Origin of the sequence: Quadrisphaera sp. GCM10027208 (assembly GCF_042658805.1) — a bacterium.
Classification (GTDB): Bacteria; Actinomycetota; Actinomycetes; order Actinomycetales; family SCSIO-59966; genus SCSIO-59966.
In genome coordinates this window covers 266,400-285,651 of the sequence record NZ_JBHSRC010000002.1, presented here as the reverse complement: position 1 = coordinate 285,651, position 19,252 = coordinate 266,400, and the positions used below count along the sequence as shown (strand labels likewise).

The following is a 19,252-nucleotide window of genomic DNA, read 5'->3' as shown; positions in this document are numbered from 1 at the left end:
CGACATGCGCTACGCCGCGTGTGCCCCCGGCGGGAGTCGAACCCGCACTGCAGCGCTTTTAAGGCGCCTGCCTCTGCCGTTGGGCTACGGGGGCGAGGTGCCGCCGAGGCTAGCGAGCCGGCCCGGCGTACTCGCGGGCGCGCAGCAGCACCGCGTCCAGCATCGGCTCAGTGAGCCGACCGGTGAAGGTGTTCTGCTGGCTGACGTGGTAGCTGCCGAGCAGCGGGACGTCGCCGTGCGGGCCGCCGAGGACGGCCTCGGCACCGTGGCCGAACCGGGGCCGGGGCCGGGGCACCGCCCAGCCGAGCCGGCGGACGACCGTGAGAGTCGCCTCCCAGCCGAACGCGCCGAGGGCGACGAGCACCCGGGGCCGGACCAGCCGCAGCTCGTGCTCCAGCCACGGGGAGCAGGTGTCGCGCTCGGAGGGCAGCGGCGTGTTCGCCGGTGGGGCGCAGCGCACCGCGGCGGCGATCCGGGCACCGGTGAGCCGCAGTCCGTCGGCGGCGTGGACGCTGGTCGGCTGGTTGGCGAAGCCGGTGCGGTGCAGGGCGGCGACGATCCAGTCCCCCGACCGGTCACCGGTGAACACCCGGCCGGTGCGGTTGCCGCCGTGAGCGGCCGGAGCCAGGCCGACGACGAGCACGGCAGCGCGCGGGTCGCCGAACCCGGTGACCGGCCGGCCCCAGTACGGCTCGGTGGCGAACGCGCGGCGCTTGGTCGCGGCGACGTCCTCCCGCCAGGCGACGAGCCGGGGGCAGGCCCGGCACACCGACATCCGGGCTGTCAGGACCTCGAGGTCGCGGCTGTCCGCGGCCAGCCGGGCGACGTCGTCCGCGTCGTTCGCACACGGCGTGCCCGGACCGGCGCGGTCCCCCGGCCATCCCGTCCCGGGCGGCACCGGGGAGGGGAACGGCCGGCCCGTCGCGGGGTGCGGCAGCGGCTCGGTCGGCACCCGCCGCAGGGTAGGGCTCAGGAGCCGGCGCGCGCCGCGCTGAGCGCGATCCCGTCGAGGATGTCGTGCTCGCTGGTGACGACCTCGGTGATGCCGGCCGCGTCGGCGACCCGACGGACCACGAGCCCCCACACGAGCGCCCCGGCCCCGATGACGTCGACGCGCCCCGGGTGCATGTACGGCAGCGCCGCCCGCTTGTCCCGCGGCATGGCCAGCAGGTCCTCACAGGCGGTCAGGACCTCCGCGACCGGCAGCACGCTGCGATGGATCCGCTCGGGCCGGTACGCGTCCAGCCGAAGGGCGTGCGCGGTCACCGTGGTGACGGTGCCGGCGAGCCCGACGAGGGTCCGCGCCCGCGCCAGCGGGACCCGCTCGGCGACGAGGTCGAGGGCGGCCTCGACGTCCCGGGTGGCGGCGGCGACCTGGTCCGGCGTCGGCGGGTCGGCCTGCAGGTGCCGCTCGAACATCCGGACGCAGCCGACGTCCACGGACCTGGCCGCGTCCACGGCGTCTGTGCCGAGCACGAGCTCGGTGGACCCGCCGCCGATGTCGACGACGAGGAACGGCGCCTCGTGCGCCGCGGCCAGGCCGGCCGTCGCGCCGGTGAACGACAGCTGGGCCTCCTCGTCGCCGGGGACGACCTCCGGCTCGACACCGAGCACCTCACGCACCCCGGCGACGAACTCGGCCGCGTTCTGCGCGTCCCGGCTGGCGGACGTGGCGACGAACCGGACCCGCTCGGCGCCGAGCCGGCGGATGACGTCGGCGTACCGGGCGGTGGCCTCCAGCGTCCTGGCCATCGCCGCGGGCGCGATCCGGCCGGTGCGGTCGACCCCTTCACCGAGCCGGACCACCTCCATCCGCCGGTCCAGGTCGACCAGACGGCCGGTCGTGGGGTCCACGTCGGCGACGAGCAGGCGGATGGAGTTCGTGCCGCAGTCCACGGCTGCCACGCGGGTCACCCGGTCATCGTGCCGCACGGCCCGCGCGCCGATACGGTCCAGGGCATGGCGGCCTCCACCGACGTCGTCGTCGTCGGCTCCGGCCCGAACGGCCTCGCGGCGGCCGTGGTGCTCGCCGCCGCCGGGCTCGAGGTCGAGGTGTACGAGGCGGCCGACACCGCCGGCGGCGGTGCGCGCACCGCCGAGACGACTCTGCCCGGTCACCGCCACGACGTGTGCTCCTCGGTGCACCCGCTCGGCGTCGCCTCGCCCTTCTTCCGGGCGTTCGACCTCGCCGCCCGCGGGGTGGAGACCCTCCAGCCCGACGTCGCCTACGCCCATCCCCTGGACGACGGCCGGGCCGGCCTGGCGTACCGGGACCTCGAGCGCACGGCGCAGGCCCTCGGCCCGGACGCCGACGCGTGGCGGAGCCTGCTGGGCCCGCTGGTCCGGCGGTGGCCGGCCCTGGCCGACCTCGTGCTCAGCGACTACCGCACCGTGCCGCCGGACCCGGTGCTCGCGCTGCGGTTCGGGGGACGCGTGGTCGAGCAGGGGTCCCGGGCGTGGAGCCTGCGGTTCGCCGACGACGTCGCCCCGGCGATGCTCACCGGCGTCAGCACGCACGCGATCGCGCCGGCCCGCGCTCTCGGACCGGCCGGGGCCGGCCTGCTGCTGGCCACGCTGGCGCACGGAGGTGGCTGGCCGCTCGTCCGCGGCGGCTCCCAGGTGATCGTCGACGCCATGGTCAGCGCCCTGGAGCGCCTGGGCGGCCGGGTCGTCACCGGGCACCGGGTGCGGGCCCTGGGCGAGCTGCCACGGGCCAGGGCGGTCGTGCTCAACCTCGGCCCGGCCGGCGTCCTCGACGTCGCCGGCGACCGGCTGACGGGTGCGTACCGGTGGTGGCTGCAGCACTACCGGTACGGGTCGGCGGCGTGCCGGGTCGACTTCGCCCTCAGCGGCCCGGTGCCGTGGCGGGCTCCAGGGATACAGACCGCCGGCACGGTGCACCTCGGCGGCACTCGCGCGGAGATGCTCGCCACCGAGCAGGAGGTGGCCGCCGGCCGGCACCCGCACCGCCCGTACGTCCTCGCCGTCCAGGCCGGGGTCGTGGACCCCGGCCGCAGCCCCGCGGGGCAGCACCAGCTGTCCACCTACGCCCACGTGCCGAACGGCTCGACGGTCGACATGGGGGAGGCCGTGCAGGCGCAGGTGGAGCGGTTCGCGCCCGGGTTCTCCGAGCTGGTCCTGCACCGCTGGGTGCGGACGGCCGCGGAGCAGGAGGCCTACAACGCCAACTACGTCGGCGGCGACATCTCCACCGGGGCGATGACGCCGTGGCAGGTGCTGGCCCGGCCGGCGCCTCGGTGGGACCCGTTCCGCACGCCACTGGCGGGCGTCTACCTGGCCTCGGCCGCCACCCCGCCGGGGCCGGGCGTGCACGGGATGGCCGGGCTGCACGCCGCGCGCCGGGTGCTGCGCCAGCGGTTCGGCGTCCGCACCGACCCGCTGGACCTGGTCAGGTCGACGCGGCCGGGCTGACGCAGGGCCCTGCTCCCCACCAGTGGCCCAGTCCCCGCTCCTCCAGGGCGGCGAGCGCCTCGTCGCCGAGCGGGTTGGTCCCCGGCCCGGCGGCGAGGGCGTGGGCGACGAGCACGTGCAGGCACTTCACCCGCGCCGGCATGCCGCCCGCGGACACGCCCTCGATCTCCGGGACGTCGCCGAGCACATCCCGGCGGCGCAGGTAGTCCTCGTGGGCGGCGCGGTAGCGCGCAGCGAGGTCGGCGTCCTGGCGCAGCCGCTGGGTCATCTCCCGCATCAGCCCGCTGGCCTCGAGGGTGCTCACCGCGGCGACGGCGCGCGGGCAGGTCAGGTAGTACGTCGTCGGGAACGGGGTGCCGTCGTCCAGACGTGGGGCCGTCTCGACGACGTCCGGCAGGTCGCACGGGCACCGGTGCGCCACCGCGACGACGCCCCGAGCCGGTCGGCCGAGCTGGCGGCTGACGGCGTCGACGTCGCGCGGGTCGACCCCGCGGTCGGCGCGGTCGGCGCGGTCGGCGCCGCCGGGGGCGTCTGCCACGTCGCCGCTCACGGCTGGGGGGCCGGGACGCTGCGGGTGGGTGCGGAGGACGCACCGCCGTCCGGCGCCGGGACCGGCTCCGGCGCCTGCTCGCCGGCGAGCTGGACGGACTCCCACAGGGTGCCGAACCAGGGACGGTCCTCCCCTAGCGCCTCGACCGCCTGCTCGGCGGCGGCTGCCGCCTGAGGTGCGGGCTCCTCGGCCTGGGGCGGGTCGAGCACGACGTAACCGGTCTCCCCGGGCATCACCATGAACAGCCGTTCCCGGGCCTGGGCCTGGACGAACGCCGGGTCCTCCCACCGGGCGAGCTCGCCCTGCAGCCGCTCGACGTCCGCCTCCTGCTCGGTCACCCGGGTCTGCAGGGCCGAGATCGTGGCCTGCTGCTCGGCCAGCATCCGCAGGTGCGGCGCAAGCACCACGGCGGCGGCCAGCAGCAGCACCGCGAGCACAGCGGCCCGGCGGGTCAGGCCGCGGGGCACCTCGACGGCCGGTGGGGCCGGCGTCGTCCGGGGCCTCGGCGCTGCGGCAGGACGGCGGGACGCGCCCGGGGCCGACGACGTGGCGGCACCGGGGCGAGCACGGTCCCGGCCGCGGGGAGCCGTGGGCCGTCTGCTCGCCATCGTTCGTCCCGTCGTCGCGCCCTGTACCGGTCAGTCCCCTGCGGCGCGGGGGAAGGCGAGCCGGCCGGCGTACCGGGCGGCGTCGTCCAGCTCCTCCTCGATCCGGAGCAGCTGGTTGTACTTGGCCACCCGCTCCGAGCGCGCCGGGGCGCCGGTCTTGATCTGGCCGCTGTCGGTGGCGACGGCGAGGTCGGCGATGGTCGTGTCCTCGGTCTCCCCGGAGCGGTGGCTGAGCATGCAGCGGAACCCGTTGCGGTGGGCGAGGGAGACCGCGTCGAGGGTCTCGGTGAGGGTGCCGATCTGGTTGACCTTCACCAGCAGGGCGTTCGCCGCCCGGGAGTCGATACCCCGCTGCAGCCGCTGCGGGTTGGTGACGAACAGGTCGTCGCCGACGATCTGGACCCGGCCGCCGAGGGAGGAGGTGAGCGCCGTCCAGCCGTCCCAGTCGTCCTCGGCCAGCGGGTCCTCGATGCTGACCAGCGGGTAGGCGTCGACGAGCTCGCGGTAGTAGTCCGTCATCTGCTCCGCGGTGCGCCGCTGACCCTCGAAGGTGTAGGCGCCGTCGGCGAAGAACTCGGTCGCGGCGACGTCAAGGGCCAGGGCGATGTCGGTGCCGAGCGTGTAGCCGGCCGAGTCGACCGCGCGGGAGATGAGGTCCAGGGCGTGCCGGTTGCTCGGCAGGTCGGGGGCGAAGCCGCCCTCGTCACCGAGCCCCGTTGCCAGGCCCTCTGCCTTGAGCACTGACTTCAGCGCGTGGTAGACCTCCGCGCCCCAGCGCAGCGCCTCGCGGAAGGACTCCGCCCCGACGGGGGCGATCATGAACTCCTGGATGTCGACGCCGGTGTCGGCGTGGGCGCCGCCGTTGAGGATGTTCATCATCGGCACCGGCAGGGTGTGCGCGTTGGGCCCGCCGAGGTAGCGGAACAGTGGCAGGTCGGCCGACTCGGCCGCGGCCCGGGCCACCGCCAGGGACACGCCGAGCACGGCGTTGGCACCCAGCTCGCCCTTGTTGTCGGTGCCGTCGAGATCGATCATCGCGGCGTCGACGAGCCGCTGCTCGGACGCCTCCATGCCGAGGAGCGCAGGGCCGATCCGGTCCAGCACCGCGTCGACGGCCTTCTGGACCCCCTTGCCGCCGTAGCGGGCGTCGTCGCCGTCACGCAGCTCCACCGCCTCGAACGCACCGGTCGAGGCGCCGGAGGGGACGGCGGCCCGCGCGATCGTGCCGTCGTCCAGGGCGACCTCGACCTCGACGGTGGGGTTGCCGCGCGAGTCGAGGATCTCGCGGGCGCCGACGGCCTCGATGCTGGCCACGGAGAGCTCCTTCACGGTGGAGGGCAGGACTCGACGCGGGCGAGCCTAGTCGGGGCCGGCGGCGCCGCCCCGGTGCCACTCCGGGACCACCCCACATCCCTCCCGCCCCCCGCCGCGATCCGTCCGAAACCCCCCTCCTCGTGATCATGCAATCCCGCCACCCCAGCGGGCGGCCAGCCAGTCGCAAAGTGCTGGGTTGGCGGCGCGACACGCCGACGTAGCCGTCGCGGATCCAGCATTCTGCGAAGAGAAGGGGGGTGGCGGGATTGCATGATCACCGAGGGGGTCGTTGAGGGTGGCGGGATTGCATGATCACCGAGGGTCGTGGGGGTGGCGGGTCATCGGCGGAAGAGGGACATCAGGATGCTCACCACGACGGAGACCAGCAGCATCGAGACCCAGGGGACGTAGACGCGGACGTTGTCCCGCTCGATCCGGATGTCGCCGGGCAGCCGGCCGAACCAGGACAGTCCACCGCTCCACGCCAGGACACCGACGAGGACGGCGACAAGTCCGACGACGACGAGGACCGGGCCGACGTCACGACCCATCGACGCTCCCTCCCGAGTCCGGCGCGGCAGCGGCCCTTCACCGCCACTGCATGGCACGGACACACTGCATGGCACGGACACACTGCATGGCACGGACATCTTCCTACGCGACACCACGACGGGGCCGGGGGAACCTCGCCGCCGTGACGTCGGCCGGACGGCGCCGGGCCCTCCGGCCGGTTTGCGCGCGTGAGGCAGAACACGTCACTCCACTGCCGTCCGGGTGGACGACGACCGGAGACCTGCTAAGGTTGCTCCCGTAGTTGCAGTGCATCAGGTCTTGACGCCCGCGACCACCGGTCTCGGGCTTTTTTCTTCCTCGTGGGGAACAAGCTGGATCACCGTGACACACCGGACGGGCCAACCGGGTCCGCCCACCCCACTCGAAGGAGGAACACCATGGCTACTGGAACCGTGAAGTGGTTCAACGCCGACAAGGGCTACGGCTTCATCACCCCGGACGACGGCGGTGCGGACCTGTTCGCGCACTTCTCCGCCATCCAGGGCAACGGCTACCGCTCGCTCGACGAGGGCCAGAAGGTTCAGTACGAGGCCGTGCAGGGTCAGAAGGGCCCGCAGGCCGACAACATCCAGGCTCTCTGAGAGCCTGACCCGAGTCACCGACTCACCAGGACGCCCCGGTCATCGCGACCGGGGCGTCCTGCTGTCCGGCGTCAGCCGGCGCGCTCGGCGGCGCGCTCGGCGGCGCGCACCTCGGCCTCGTAGCGGCGCAGCGCCTCGCGCAGTGCGCCCTCGGGCTCGACGCCGTGCTGCCGCGCGGCCACGACCACGGCGAGCAGGTGCTCGCCGACGCCTTCGCCGCCGAGCGCGGCCGGCTGCGGCGCCGGCAGGCCGGCGCGGGTGGCGCGGTCCACGAGCTTGTCGGCCCGGGCCAGGGCGGGCAGCGCCGGCGGCACGCCGTCGAGGGCGGAGTCCCGCTGCTTCTCCTGCGCCTTGAGCTCCTCCCAGCGGGCGTCGACGTGCTCGGCGGTCGGCGCGCTGGCGCCGGCGAACACGTGCGGGTGCCGGCGGACCAGCTTGGCGACGATGCCGGCCGCGACGTCGTCGACGGTGAACGGGGCCTCGGCGTGCTCGGCACCGACTCGGGCGTGGAACACCACCTGGAGCAGCAGGTCCCCGAGCTCCTCGACGAGGTGGTCGCGGTCACCGGTCTCCACCGCCTCCACCACCTCGTAGGCCTCCTCCACGAGGTAGCGCAGCAGCGACTCGTGGGTCTGCTGCGCGTCCCACGGGCACCCGCCGGGCGAGCGGAGTCGGTCCATCACGGCGACCAGGTCGAGGAGCCGGGCACCCGGCAGGTCGTAGGCGCCCAGGACGACCTCGAGCTCCATCCCGGCGGCGACCGCGGCCCGGGCGAGCGCGCCGGCGAGCGCGTCGTCACCGGCCGGGTCGAACCACGTCCCCGGCACGTCCGCCAGGGACGTCTCCCGGACGACGTCGACGCCGGCGTCCGCGAGCGCCTGCCACCACCCGGGGTCGGGCTCAGTGCCCCCCGCAGGGACGTGCACCCGGACGGTCCCGGCGGCGCGCAGCGCGTCCCACCCGGCGGCGGTGAGCAGGCCGGCCGGCGTGCGCGGGGTGGCCTGGACGAGGACGGCGCGGCTCACCGCCGCGCTCCCGCCGTCGCCGCGGCCGCGACGTCGTCGAGCAGGACGGCGTCGATGAGGTCCCGGGCCCAGTCGAGCAGCTCCCGGTCGCGCAGGGGGCGGCCCCCGATCCGGGCGGTGGCCGGCTTGGGGACGAGCACCGTGCGCACCGCCGGCTTGAGCAGCGTGCCGGGGTAGAGCCGCTTGAGCCGCAGCTGCTGGGACTCCCGCAGCTCCACCGGGGCGAACCGGACGTGGTTTCCCTGCACCGTGACCTCGGTGAGGCCGGCCTGCCGGGCGTGCACCCGGAAGCGGGCCACCTCGAGCAGGTTGAGGACCGGCTCCGGAGGCTCGCCGTAGCGGTCGGTGAGCTCGTCGTGGATCTCCGCGACGGCGTCCTCGGTCTCGACGGAGGCGAGCTTGCGGTAGGCCTCGAGCCGCAGCCGCTCGTGGGCGACGTAGTCGTGGGGGATGTGCGCGTCGACCGGGAGCTCGATCTTGACCTCGGCGTTCTCCTTCTCGGTCTCGCCGCGGAACTCGGCCACCGCCTCCCCGACGAGCCGGACGTAGAGGTCGAAGCCGACTCCCGCGATGTGGCCGGACTGCTCCCCGCCGAGCAGGTTGCCGGCCCCGCGGATCTCCAGGTCCTTCATCGCCACCTGCATCCCCGAGCCGAGGTCGGTGTGCTGCGCGATGGTGGCGAGCCGGTCGTGCGCCGTCTCGGTCATCGGCCGCTCCGGTGGGTACATGAAGTACGCGTAGGCCCGTTCCCGTCCGCGCCCCACCCGGCCGCGCAGCTGGTGCAGCTGGGAGAGCCCGAGCAGGTCCGCGCGTTCGACGACGAGGGTGTTCGCGTTGGAGATGTCCAGCCCGGTCTCGATGATGGTCGTGCAGACCAGGACGTCGAACCGCTTCTCCCAGAAGTCGACGATGACCTGCTCGAGCCGGTGCTCGTTCATCCTGCCGTGCGCCACCGCGACCCGGGCCTCGGGGACGAGCTCGGCGATCCGGGCGGCGGCCCGCTCGATGGAGTCGACCTTGTTGTGGATGTAGAAGACCTGACCCTCCCGCAGCAGCTCGCGGCGGATCGCAGCCGAGACGGTCTTCTCGTCGTAGCCGCCGACGTAGGTGAGCACGGGGTGCCGCTCCTCCGGCGGGGTCGCCAGGGTCGACATCTCCCGGATCCCGGTGACGGCCATCTCCAGCGTCCGCGGGATCGGGGTGGCGCTCATCGCGAGCACGTCGACGTTCGTGCGCAGCTGCTTGAGCGTCTCCTTGTGCTCGACGCCGAAACGCTGCTCCTCGTCGACGATCACGAGTCCCAGGTCCTTGAACCGGACCTCCCCGGTGATGAGCCGGTGGGTGCCGATGACGACGTCGATGCTGCCGTCGGCGGCCCCGGCCTTGACGGCCTCGGCCTCCTTGTCGCTCTGGAACCGTGACAGTGCCCGCACTGTGACGGGGAAGGACGCGAACCGCTCCGAGAAGGTCTCCAGGTGCTGCTGGACGAGCAGGGTGGTCGGGACGAGGACCGCGACCTGCTTGCCGTCCTGGACGGCCTTGAACGCGGCCCGGACGGCGATCTCGGTCTTGCCGTAGCCGACGTCGCCGCAGATCAACCGGTCCATCGGCAGCGGGCGCTCCATGTCCGCCTTGACCTCGTCGATGGTGACGAGCTGGTCGGGCGTCTCCACGTAGGGGAAGGCGTCCTCGAGCTCACGCTGCCACGGGGTGTCCGGTCCGAAGGCGTGGCCCTCGGTGGCCATCCGGGCGGAGTACAGCCGGATGAGCTCGCCGGCGATCTCACGGACGGCGCGCCGGGCCCGGCTCTTCGTCTTCGCCCAGTCCCCGCCGCCCAGCTTGTTGAGCGTGGGCGCCTCGCCCCCGGTGTACCGGGTGACCTGGTCGAGGCTGTCGGTGGGCACGAACAGCCGGTCGCCGGGCTGACCGCGCTTGGACGGCGCGTACTCGATGACGAGGTACTCGCGCTGGGCGCCGCCCACCGTTCGCTGCACCATCTCGACGTAGCGGCCGACGCCGTGCTGCTCGTGGACGACGTAGTCGCCGGCCTTGAGCTGCAACGGGTCCACGACGTTGCGCCGGCGGCTCGGCATCCGGCGCATGTCCCGGGTGGACGCCGCGCCGGCGCGCCCCAGCACGTCGGTCTCGGTGAGCAGGGCGAGTCGCAGCGGCTCGCTGACGAAGCCCTGCCCGACGGTGGCGGTCGTGACGTGGACGACGGAGGGCTCCGGGACGTCGTCCACGGACGGCACCAGGCGGGCGGCGACGTCCCCGTCGGCGAGCACCTCGACGAGCCGCTCGGCAGGGCCGTGCCCCTCGGTGGTGACGACGATCCGCCACCCGTCGGACACCAGGGCCCGCAGGTCCTCGAGGACCTTCGGGACGTCGCCGGCGTAGCCCTCCACGTCCCGGGCGGCGACCGTGACCGTGACCGGGTCGGCGTCGCCGTCTGCCGGCTCACGCAGGCCGGCGAGCTCGGCGTCCGCGGCGAAGGAGGTCAGCGACCACCACGGTCGCCCGGTGCGCAGGGCGTGCGCCCGGGTCTGCGCCAGCGTCGCGAACGACGCCTCGGACAGGTCCACCGGGGTCTGCCCGCCAGCGGCGGCGTTGGCCCACGCCGCCGCCAGGAACTCCTCGCTCGTCGCGGTGAGGTCGTGGGCCCGGGCCCGCACCTTCTCGGGGTCGACGACGACGACGTGGGTGCCGGCCGGCAGCAGGTCGAGCAGCGGCTCCATCCCGTCGACCAGGGCCGGGGCGAGGGACTCCATGCCCTCGACCGCGATGCCGGCGGCGAGCTTGTCGAGCATGTCCGCCGCCCCGGGCAGCCGCTCCGTGAGCTGCGCGGCGCGCCGCCGCACGTCGTCGGTGAGCAGGATCTCCCGGCACGGCGGCGCCCACAGTCCGTCCACGGTGCCGAGGGACCGCTGGTCGGCAACGGCGAACGACCGGACCTCCTCGACGGTGTCGCCGAAGAACTCCACCCGCACCGGGTGGTCGACGGTCGGCGGGAAGACGTCGAGCAGGCCACCGCGGACGGCGAACTCGCCGCGCCGCTCCACCATGTCGACGCGGGTGTACGCGGCACCGGCGAGTGCCCGCACGACGTCGTCGAGCTCGGCCTCGTCCCCCACCCGCAGTTGCACCGGTTCCAGGTCCCCGAGCCCCTTGACCAGTGGCTGCAGGACGGCACGGACGGGGGCGACGACGACCTGCACCGGCCCGTCCTCGGCGCCGGCGGCACCCGGGTGCGCGAGCCGGCGCAGGACGGCGAGGCGGCGTCCGACGGTGTCGCTGCGGGGGCTGAGCCGCTCGTGCGGCAGGGTCTCCCAGGCCGGGAACTCCACCACGGAGACCGGGTCGAGGTAGCAGCGCAGCGCCGCGGTCAGGTCCTGGGCAGCGCGCTCGGTCGCGGTCACCGCGAGGACCGGCCGACCGGCCCCCAGGGGAGGCCGCGCGGCGAGCCCGGCGATCGTCGCGGGGCGGGCGCCGGGCGGCGCAGCGACGTCGAGAAGGGGAACGTCCCCGGCCCGGGCCGCCTCCACCGCACGGCTCAGCGCGGGGTCCTCGCGCAGCGCGGAGAGGACTCCGGACACAGCCATTCGGGCACTCCTGGTCACAGGCGGGTGCGCGCCGGCGGGCAGCGCACAGGCCCCGCACCGAGGTCCGGCCGGGGTCCGGGACCAGGGTACGTCGGGCCCTCGGACGCCGTGGTGCAGCGTCCCACGGCGCTCACTCTCCGCCACATACACCATCACGCACCGTGGACGCAACCGGACACTCTGCGCACTCGGGTACGGTCCCGCGGCGTCGCTCCACCCGGGAGCGATATGTCCCGTCCGTCCCCCAACGGAAGCGAAGCCAGATGTCCCGCACCTGGAACGGCAGCTGACCCACCGCGCCTGACCGGTGACGCACCGGCGCCCCGGCTCAACTCCCCCCGTCGACGAACCGATGACCAGAAGGAGCACTCCGATGTCCCGTCCCCCGACGTCCCGTCACCCGTCCCCCGCAGCCTTCCCCCTGGACCGCCCCACCACTATGAGAGCTCTCGTCACCACCGCCGTGTCGGTGGGCCTCGGCCTGTCCGCCGTCGCGGCCCCCGCCGCGGCGGCACCGAGTCCCGAGCCGCGCCCGATCTCCACTGCCTGCCCGGCGGACCTGACCTCCGGCGCCGGCTTCACCGACGTCAGCGGCGCTGTCGCCGAGGCCGTGACCTGCGTGTGGCACTGGCAGGTCGCCAACGGGGAGACGACGTACCGGTACTCCCCGGCGGAGACGGTGACCCGCGGTCAGATGGCGGCCTTCATCGCCCGGTACGTCACCGAGTCCGGCGGGGAGCTGCCGGACCGGCCCGCCGACGCCTTTCCCGACGACGGGATGTCGGCGTTCCACACCGACATCAACCGGCTCGCCGCCGCCGGGATCGTGCGCGGCGAAGCCAGCGGCCACTACCGGCCTGACCACCCGGTGACCCGGGCGCAGATGGCGAGCTACCTGCTGCGGGCCGCCGAGTACCGCGCCGGCCAGGACGGCGGCGTCCGGCTCAGCGCGCACGCGGACTACTTCCCCGACGACGCCGGTTCACCGCACGAGCCGGCCGTCAACGCGGTCGCCTCGGCCGGCGTGGCGGCCGGCTACACCGACGGCAGCTACCGTCCGGACGCCGCCGTCCGGCGCGACCACATGGCCGTCTTCCTGGCCCGGCTGCTCGCCCTGACCGTCGAGGAGGGCCTCGCCGACCTGCCCGACGGCCGGCCCACGCCGCCGCCCGCGCCGGACCCTGCGCCGGAGCAGGTGGCGCCGGTGGGGTCCTCCCCGTTCGCGCAGGCGGACTGGCTGACCGAGCCGATCCCGGCGTCCCCGCGCCTGGACCCCCGCTCGGCGGCGATCGCCGGCCACCTCGCCGACGGCAAGCACGTCGCCAACATCCACCAGTACGGCGTGCCCATCCACCGCCCCGCCCCCGGCACCCCCCGCCGCAGCGTCCGGCTCACCGAGGACTGGGGCACCAACGTCTTCACCACCAACCCCACCCCGCTGACCGCCGAGCACACCACCTCCGCCGGCAGCGACGCCGCCATGGTCGTCCTGGACCCCCAGACCGGCACCAGCCACGAGTTCTGGCGGTACTCCTGGAACGGCGGCAACCCCACCGCCTCCTGGGGCACGGTCATGGACCTCGACGGCGACGGCACCGGCCCCAACGCCCCCACCGGCGCCGGCATCTCCCGCCTCGCCGGCGTCGTCACCACCGAGGAGTTCACCGCCGGCCGCATCGACCACGCCCTGGTCTTCTCCACCGACAACGCCTGCGCCGGCGACTACCGCTACCCCGCCGCCAAGACCGACGGCGCCAAGACCACCACCGACTGCATCCCCGAAGGCGCCCGCATCCAGCTCGACCCCGACGTCGACATCTCCACCCTGCCCGCCAAGGACCGCGCCGTCGCCGCCGCCCTGCAGACCTACGGCGCCTACGCCATCGACAACGGCGGCACCACCGCGGCCTTCATCTTCCAGACCCCCACCGACGGCACCGACCCCTACGCCGCCGCCGGCTGGACCGACTACCACGACATCACCCTGCCCTGGGACCACCTACGCGTCCTCGCCACCTGGAACGGCAGCTGACCCACCGCCTGACAGCACGGCGTCGTACGTCTCACGCAGCCGGCGGGCCCAGCCCTCGGCGGTGAACTCGGCGTCGAACCGCCGTCGGGCCGCCTGGCCCGCGCGCGCCCTCGCCGCCTCGTCGGTGGCGAGGGCGCGCACGGCGTCCGCGAGCGACCGCGGGTCGCCAGCGGGGACCAGCACCCCGCACGTGCCGTCGACGATCTCGGGCACCCCGCCGACGTCGGAGGCGACGACGGGCAGGCCCGCTGCGAGCGCCTCGATGAGGGCGGTCGGCAGGGCGTCGAACAGCGTCGGGTGGACGACGAGGTCGGCCCCGGCGAGCACCTGCCGCACGTCCGGCCGGAAGCCGGCGAAGACGACGTCGAGCGCCAGCTGCCGGGCCCGCTGCTCCAGCGCCGGCCGCAGCGGTCCGTCCCCGAGCAGCACGAACCGGACGTCGCCGTCCCCCCCGAGCAGCCGGGCGGCCTCGAGCAGCTCGGCGTGCCCCTTGCCCGGACGCATCACCCCGACCATCACCGCGACGACGTCGGTGTCGCCCAGTCCCAGCGCGGCCCGCGTCGCGCGGCGCCGCTGCGGTGTCGCCGACTCACCGGGGGCGACGCCGTTGCGGACCGTGACCACCCGGTCGTCCTCGACGTCGAACGTGGCGCGGTACCAGCTCCGGACGGCGTCGGACACGGCGACCACCCGGTCGGCCCGGTGCCGGCGCGCCTGGTGGCCGAGCCAGCGCCGGGCCCGCCCGCCCGGGCCCACGCCGTCCTCGATGAGGTGCAGGGAGGACACCAGCGGCAGGTCGTAGCGGGTGGCGGCCAACGCTCCGACGAGGTCGGCGTGCTTGAGGTGGCTGTGCACGACGTCCGCGCCGCTCGCCCCGACCGCCGCGACCGCGCGTGGCAGCAGCGTCGGGTCCCAGCGGGTCCTGCCGCCCAGGACGGCCACCCTGGCCCCGGCGTCCCGGAGTCGCTGGGCGTAGGGCCGGCCGTCCCCGGTGAGGCACAGCACGGAGGTGCGCAGTCCCGCGGACGGCCCGGCGGCGGCGAGCTCGAGCAGGGACTGCTCGGCGCCACCCGGTCCCAGCGCGTGGATGACGTGGCAGACGTGCACCTCGCCCGGGGGCCGGTTCATGGCCCGGGACGCGGCGCACGGCCGCTGTGCAGGAGGGCCTTCAGCAGGTCCGGGACGCCCCGCTCGGGGAAGACCACGGTCCGCCGGACCTCGTACCGCGGGACCTCGGGGCCGTTGACGCCGTCCACGGTGGTCACCGCGTGGGTGTGGCCGGCGGCCTGGACGGCGGCGAGCGAGGTGTCGTCGTAGTCGACGTCCCGGCCGTTGGGGTAGGCGAGCAGGGAGGCCTCCACCTGCAGCCGGTCCTGCAGCAGGGCGCGGGCGCTGCGCAGGTCCTCGACCTGGTCGCCGGCCGGCTCCCGGCTGAGGATGTCGTGCCGGCTGGTGTGCGACCCGACCGAGAAGCCCTGCCGCACCAGCGACCGGGCCTGGTCCCAGGTCATGAGGAGCCGCCGCGTCGGGTCCGGGCCGACCGGCCGCAACCGCTCGACCACCTCCTCGACGGCGTGCGCCCGGGCGACGCCGGTGCGGGCCTTGAACCGCTCGGCGAGCACCGCGGCGACGCGGCGGGCCGTCCCCTGGTCGGACAGCCGGTAGGTCGTCCCCTCCCACGACAGCGTCGTCGCCGAGCGGCGGGCGACCGCCCAGCCGAGCCGCTCCCACCACACGTCGGTGGTTCCGGAGAGGAACTCCGGGACGAGGAAGAACGTCGCCGGCAGGCCCGTGGCGCGCAGCATCGGGGCGACGACGTCGTGGTTGTCCCGGTAGCCGTCGTCGAAGGTCAGCGCGACGGCGCGCGGCGGGAGCTCACGACCGGCCTCCAGCGCGGTGAGCGCCTGCCCGAGGTCGACGACGTTCGCGCACCGGGCGAGGGTGCGCAGCTGGCTGGCCAGGCCGCGTTCACCGCGCCGCGGCGAGGCCGGGAACCCGAACGTCGGGTGCACGTTGTGCCACCCCAGGACGAGCAGCTGCTGCGCCACACACGCCCCCTCGTCGATCCCGCACTTCGCCCGCGGGACACCGCCGGCGTCGCTTACGTTAGGCGGGTCGGAGCACCGGCGGAGGCGGAACGACGGATGTCGGGAGACAGGTGAGCCAGGACCGGTCGAGGACGAGCCGCGAGGTGGTGACCGCCGTCCGCAGGCTGCTCGTGACCACCACCGCCCTGGTCCTGGCGGCGGCCTGCACACCGACCGGCACGTCCGTCGCGGAGCAGACAGCCGAGTCGGTCCGCGCCGGTGAGCCGGGGACGACGGGCAGCGCGGCGCCGGCGGCGTCGCCGACGCGGCGCCAGGCGTTCCTGGAGCCCGTCCCGGCCGACCCGGTTCTCGACCAGCGCTCGGACCGGATCGCCGCCCACCTCGGCGCCGGTCCGTGGTCGGCCAACGTCACCGAGTACGGCGTCCCGGTGTACGACGCCGACGGCGCTCCGCTGCGGGACGTCGAGTGCCTGCGCGACTGGGGGCACTGCCGGCTGGAGGCGGCCCCGGTCCCCGTGCCGGACGACGCGGCTCCCAGCACCGGCACGGACGCGGCGATGGCCGTCGTCGACCGCCGGAGGGGCACGAGCTACGAGTTCTGGCAGGTCCGTCGGGACGGACCGTCCACGTGGGTGACGTCGTGGGGCGACGTCGTCGACCTGTCCCCCGACGTCCCGTCGGTCAGCTCGGCGACCGGCGCCGGACTCGGCCTCGTCGACGGCCTGGTCACCCCGCAGGAGATCGCCTCCGGGACGATCCGCCACGCCCTGGTGTTCTCCACCGATAACGCCTGCGCCGGGGACTCTCGGGCTCCAGCGACGAAGACGGACGGCACCAGCGACCGAGACGACTGCATCCCGCAGGGCGCGCGCGTCCAGCTGGACCCGGCGGTCGACCTCAGCGCGATCGACGGGCTGTCACCGGGCGAGCTCGCGGTCGGTCGTGCCCTGCAGCAGTACGGCGCGTACGCGCGGGACAACGGCGGCACGCCGGTCGCCCTCATCTTCCAGACCCCGGCGCACGGCGACGACCGGCTCGCGCGGGCGGGCCTGGCCGCGGACTACGACCGGCTCGCCGGGCTGCCGTGGGACCGGCTGCGCGTGCTGGCGTCCTGGGACGGCGGCCCTCCGGCGTCCGCGGGCCGGTGACCTGCGGCCTCCTGGTACAGCTGCAGCAGGCCGGCCAGCCACGTCCCGGTCCCGAACCGCTCCTGCACCCGCCGGCGCGCGGCGGCCCCCATCGCCGCGGCCCGCGCAGGGTCCGTCAGCAGGTCGCTGACGGCCGCGGCGAGCGCGACCGGGTCGCCGGGCGGGACGAGGACACCGGTCACCCCGTCGAGCACCACCTCCGGCACGCCGCCCACCGCGCTGGCCACCACCGCCCGGCCGGCGGCGCCGGCCTCGGCCAGGACCGTCGGCAGGGCCTCGGTGAACGTGGGCAGGACGACGAGGTCACTACCGGCGAGCAGCGCGGGGACGTCGTCGCGGGCACCGGCGAACGTCACCGCGTCACGCAGGCCGAGCTCGCCGGCCTGCCGGCGCAGCGCGGGCCCGGCGTCCCCGTCCCCGACGACGAGCAGGTGCGCGTCCGGGGCCCGGCGGCGCACCGCCGGCCACGCCTCGAGCAGGACCCGGTGCCCCTTGGGTGGTCGCAGCGCCGCGACGACGGTCACCACCCGGGCCCGGGCCGGCACACCCAGGCCCGCCGGCAGCGGCCGCGGTGCCGGGTCGGCGAACGCGCCCAGGTCGACACCGTTGGGCAGCACCGTCCAGTTGGCCCGGGGCCGGTACCGCTGGGCGAAGGACCGGCGGCACGCCTCGGACACGAACACGGTGGCTCGCGCCGTCCCGGCGCAGGCCACGGCGAGCCGCTCCTTGACCGCCTCGGAGCCGGTGAGTCCTCCGGCGAGCTGGTGAAAGGTGCACACGACGGGACGACCGGCGAGCCGGCCGGCCACTGGCGCGAGCACCGACGCGTGCTCGAGGTGGGCGTGCACGACGTCGCAGCCGGACCGACGCACCTCGACGGCGAGCCGGTACGCGGCGGCAGGGTCGGCGAGCCTGCGTGCCCCGAGGAACCGTGGCGGCAGACCGGCCCTCGACAGCGCACCGGCCAGGGACGCCTGAGGCCCGTCCGGCGGCCCCAGGGACACCACGTCGACGTCCAGCCCGGCCTGGCGGGCCGGCCCGGCCAGGTGCACGAGCAGGTTCTCGGCACCGCCGACCCGCAGCGAGTCGATGACGACGAGCACCCTCACCGGGCCACGTCCACGGCGCCGGGCCGCTGCTGGGCCAGGTAGGCGGCGGCGACCCGGCCGGCGACGTCGTCCCAGGCCGACCCGTCCCCGGTGGCGGCGTACCCGGCGTCCCCGAGGTCGGTCGCCGTGGCCGGGTCCTCGAGCAGCCGCAGCATCCCGGCGGCCAGGGCGGCCGCGTCCCCCGGCGGGCAGACCACGCCGGAGCGTCCGTGGCCGACGGCGGCGGCCAGGTCCCCGACGTCCGTGGTCACCACCGGACGCCGCAGGGTGTGCGCCAGGTGCACCACCCCGCTGGCGTTCGCGACGAGGTAGGGAGTGACCAGGGCCCGGGCGCCGGCCACGAGCGCGGGCACGTCCGCGACGGGCACGTACCCGGCCCGCAGCTCGACACCGGGAACCGTGGCGCACCGGCGACGCAGCGCGTCGAGGTCGACGTCGACGCACGGTCCGGCGACGACGACCCGCGTGCCCGGACGCCGGGCGACGACGAGGTCGACGGCGTCCAGCAGCAGGTCCAGCCCCTTGTACCTGGCCAGGGCGCCGAAGAACAGCAGGTACTCCCCGGCCGCCGCCGGGCCGGGGTCCTCCCCGGCGTAGATGCCCTCGTCGCCGTGCGGCACGACGACGGGCTGCCCGGCGTCGGGGAAGGCGGCGACGAACCCCTCCCGCGAGCGCTCGCCAAGGACGAGGACGACGTCGGTGCCCGCGTAGGCGCGCCGCAGCGACCACAGCAGCAGCCCCCCGGACTTGTACAGCCCGCCGTCACCGTCCTCGGTGAACGGGACCGGGGTGTGCGCCACGTCGCCGAGCAGGCCCGGCCGGCCGCCGGCCCGCGCCGCCCGCCCCACGGCCAGCGCCGCCCACGCGTCGACGGGAAATCGCCACTCGGAGAGCTGGACGACGTCCGGCCGGGTCCGCCGGACGTGCCGGACGACGCGCCGCCACGCCTCGACGTGCCGCACGGCGCGCCAGACCCGGCGCACCCGGCGCAACGGCGCCGGGAGCGCGGCACCCGCGCTCGGGTGCCAGGTCGGGAGCACGGGCAGCATCCGGACGCCGGGATGACGAGCGGCCAGCTCCGGCCCGCGACCGGTGAGGAGCTCGACCTCGTGGCCGAGGCGTGCCAAGGCGTCGGCCAGCTGCAGCGTCCACTGGAACAGGCCGCCGGCCGGACTGTGCTCGACGAGCAGGAACCTCACCGTGCCGAGGCTAGGCACGTCCGGCGTGGCAGGC

Annotated in this window: 16 protein-coding genes and 1 tRNA gene; 4 read left to right on the top strand and 13 right to left on the bottom strand. The window is 75.3% G+C overall.

Annotation, left to right across the window (positions count from 1 at the left end):
- Positions 1–21 precede the first annotated feature (21 nt).
- The 3 genes from ACFP6A_RS04390 to ACFP6A_RS04380 all read right to left on the bottom strand — a co-directional run bounded on the left by ACFP6A_RS04390 (position 22) and on the right by ACFP6A_RS04380 (position 1,914).
- A tRNA-Leu gene (locus tag ACFP6A_RS04390) sits at positions 22–94 on the bottom strand.
- Between the two features lie 15 nt (positions 95–109).
- Positions 110–952 carry a uracil-DNA glycosylase gene (locus ACFP6A_RS04385; protein ID WP_379601846.1) on the bottom strand — a complete coding sequence of 281 codons (843 nt, stop codon included), beginning with the start codon at positions 950–952 and terminating at the stop codon, positions 110–112.
- A 17-nt stretch (positions 953–969) separates the two neighbouring features.
- The gene (locus tag ACFP6A_RS04380) at positions 970–1,914 is read right to left on the bottom strand and encodes an exopolyphosphatase (protein ID WP_379601845.1); all 945 of its coding nucleotides are present in this window, start codon (positions 1,912–1,914) and stop codon (positions 970–972) included.
- 45 nt (positions 1,915–1,959) lie between these two features.
- Here ACFP6A_RS04380 and ACFP6A_RS04375 point away from each other — a divergent pair, with 45 nt between their 5' ends.
- A complete protein-coding gene (locus ACFP6A_RS04375) occupies positions 1,960–3,432 on the top strand; it encodes a phytoene desaturase family protein (protein WP_379601843.1) in 1,473 nt (490 codons plus the stop codon).
- Here ACFP6A_RS04375 and ACFP6A_RS04370 read toward each other — a convergent pair.
- The 4 genes from ACFP6A_RS04370 to ACFP6A_RS04355 all read right to left on the bottom strand — a co-directional run bounded on the left by ACFP6A_RS04370 (position 3,410) and on the right by ACFP6A_RS04355 (position 6,455).
- Positions 3,410–3,982 carry a DUF501 domain-containing protein gene (locus ACFP6A_RS04370; RefSeq protein ID WP_379601842.1) on the bottom strand — a complete coding sequence of 191 codons (573 nt, stop codon included), beginning with the start codon at positions 3,980–3,982 and terminating at the stop codon, positions 3,410–3,412. The genes ACFP6A_RS04375 and ACFP6A_RS04370 overlap by 23 nt on opposite strands.
- Positions 3,979–4,449 (bottom strand): septum formation initiator family protein, encoded by a 471-nt coding sequence (locus tag ACFP6A_RS04365; protein WP_379601840.1) that lies wholly within the window; start codon positions 4,447–4,449, stop codon positions 3,979–3,981. The genes ACFP6A_RS04370 and ACFP6A_RS04365 overlap by 4 nt, the downstream gene beginning before the upstream one ends.
- A gap of 171 nt (positions 4,450–4,620) precedes the next feature.
- Entirely contained in the window at positions 4,621–5,904 is a 1,284-nt protein-coding gene (gene eno / locus ACFP6A_RS04360; protein ID WP_379601839.1) for a phosphopyruvate hydratase, read from the bottom strand.
- A gap of 338 nt (positions 5,905–6,242) precedes the next feature.
- The gene (locus tag ACFP6A_RS04355) at positions 6,243–6,455 is read right to left on the bottom strand and encodes a DUF2905 domain-containing protein (protein WP_379601837.1); all 213 of its coding nucleotides are present in this window, start codon (positions 6,453–6,455) and stop codon (positions 6,243–6,245) included.
- A 399-nt stretch (positions 6,456–6,854) separates the two neighbouring features.
- Between ACFP6A_RS04355 and ACFP6A_RS04350 the strand changes: the two genes are divergently transcribed.
- Positions 6,855–7,058: a cold-shock protein gene (locus ACFP6A_RS04350; protein WP_379601835.1), complete on the top strand. Its 204-nt coding sequence runs from the start codon at positions 6,855–6,857 to the stop codon at positions 7,056–7,058.
- Between the two features lie 71 nt (positions 7,059–7,129).
- Here ACFP6A_RS04350 and ACFP6A_RS04345 read toward each other — a convergent pair whose 3' ends face one another.
- Both ACFP6A_RS04345 and mfd read right to left on the bottom strand, forming a co-directional pair.
- Positions 7,130–8,083: a MazG family protein gene (locus ACFP6A_RS04345; RefSeq protein WP_379601833.1), complete on the bottom strand. Its 954-nt coding sequence runs from the start codon at positions 8,081–8,083 to the stop codon at positions 7,130–7,132.
- The gene (gene mfd, locus ACFP6A_RS04340) at positions 8,080–11,682 is read right to left on the bottom strand and encodes a transcription-repair coupling factor (protein ID WP_379601831.1); all 3,603 of its coding nucleotides are present in this window, start codon (positions 11,680–11,682) and stop codon (positions 8,080–8,082) included. Before mfd ends, ACFP6A_RS04345 begins: the two co-directional genes overlap by 4 nt.
- 373 nt (positions 11,683–12,055) lie before the next feature.
- Between mfd and ACFP6A_RS04335 the strand changes: the two genes are divergently transcribed.
- A complete protein-coding gene (locus tag ACFP6A_RS04335) occupies positions 12,056–13,714 on the top strand; it encodes an S-layer homology domain-containing protein (protein WP_379601830.1) in 1,659 nt (552 codons plus the stop codon).
- Here the strand turns inward: ACFP6A_RS04335 and ACFP6A_RS04330 are convergent.
- Together ACFP6A_RS04330 and ACFP6A_RS04325 are read right to left on the bottom strand one after the other, a co-directional pair.
- On the bottom strand, positions 13,682–14,842 hold the full coding sequence (locus ACFP6A_RS04330; RefSeq protein ID WP_379601829.1) for a glycosyltransferase family 4 protein: 1,161 nt from the start codon (positions 14,840–14,842) through the stop codon (positions 13,682–13,684). The genes ACFP6A_RS04335 and ACFP6A_RS04330 overlap by 33 nt on opposite strands.
- Positions 14,839–15,762 (bottom strand): polysaccharide deacetylase family protein, encoded by a 924-nt coding sequence (locus tag ACFP6A_RS04325; RefSeq protein WP_379601827.1) that lies wholly within the window; start codon positions 15,760–15,762, stop codon positions 14,839–14,841. The genes ACFP6A_RS04330 and ACFP6A_RS04325 overlap by 4 nt, the downstream gene beginning before the upstream one ends.
- Positions 15,763–15,872: 110 nt before the next feature.
- Between ACFP6A_RS04325 and ACFP6A_RS04320 the strand changes: the two genes are divergently transcribed.
- On the top strand, positions 15,873–16,910 hold the full coding sequence (locus ACFP6A_RS04320) for a hypothetical protein (RefSeq protein WP_379601825.1): 1,038 nt from the start codon (positions 15,873–15,875) through the stop codon (positions 16,908–16,910).
- Here ACFP6A_RS04320 and ACFP6A_RS04315 read toward each other — a convergent pair.
- Positions 16,823–18,019 (bottom strand): glycosyltransferase, encoded by a 1,197-nt coding sequence (locus ACFP6A_RS04315; protein ID WP_379601823.1) that lies wholly within the window; start codon positions 18,017–18,019, stop codon positions 16,823–16,825. The two genes, ACFP6A_RS04320 and ACFP6A_RS04315, sit on opposite strands and share 88 nt — an antisense overlap.
- On the bottom strand, positions 18,016–19,218 hold the full coding sequence (locus tag ACFP6A_RS04310; RefSeq protein ID WP_379601822.1) for a glycosyltransferase family 4 protein: 1,203 nt from the start codon (positions 19,216–19,218) through the stop codon (positions 18,016–18,018). The genes ACFP6A_RS04315 and ACFP6A_RS04310 overlap by 4 nt, the downstream gene beginning before the upstream one ends.
- Between the last annotated feature and the right edge of the window lie 34 nt (positions 19,219–19,252).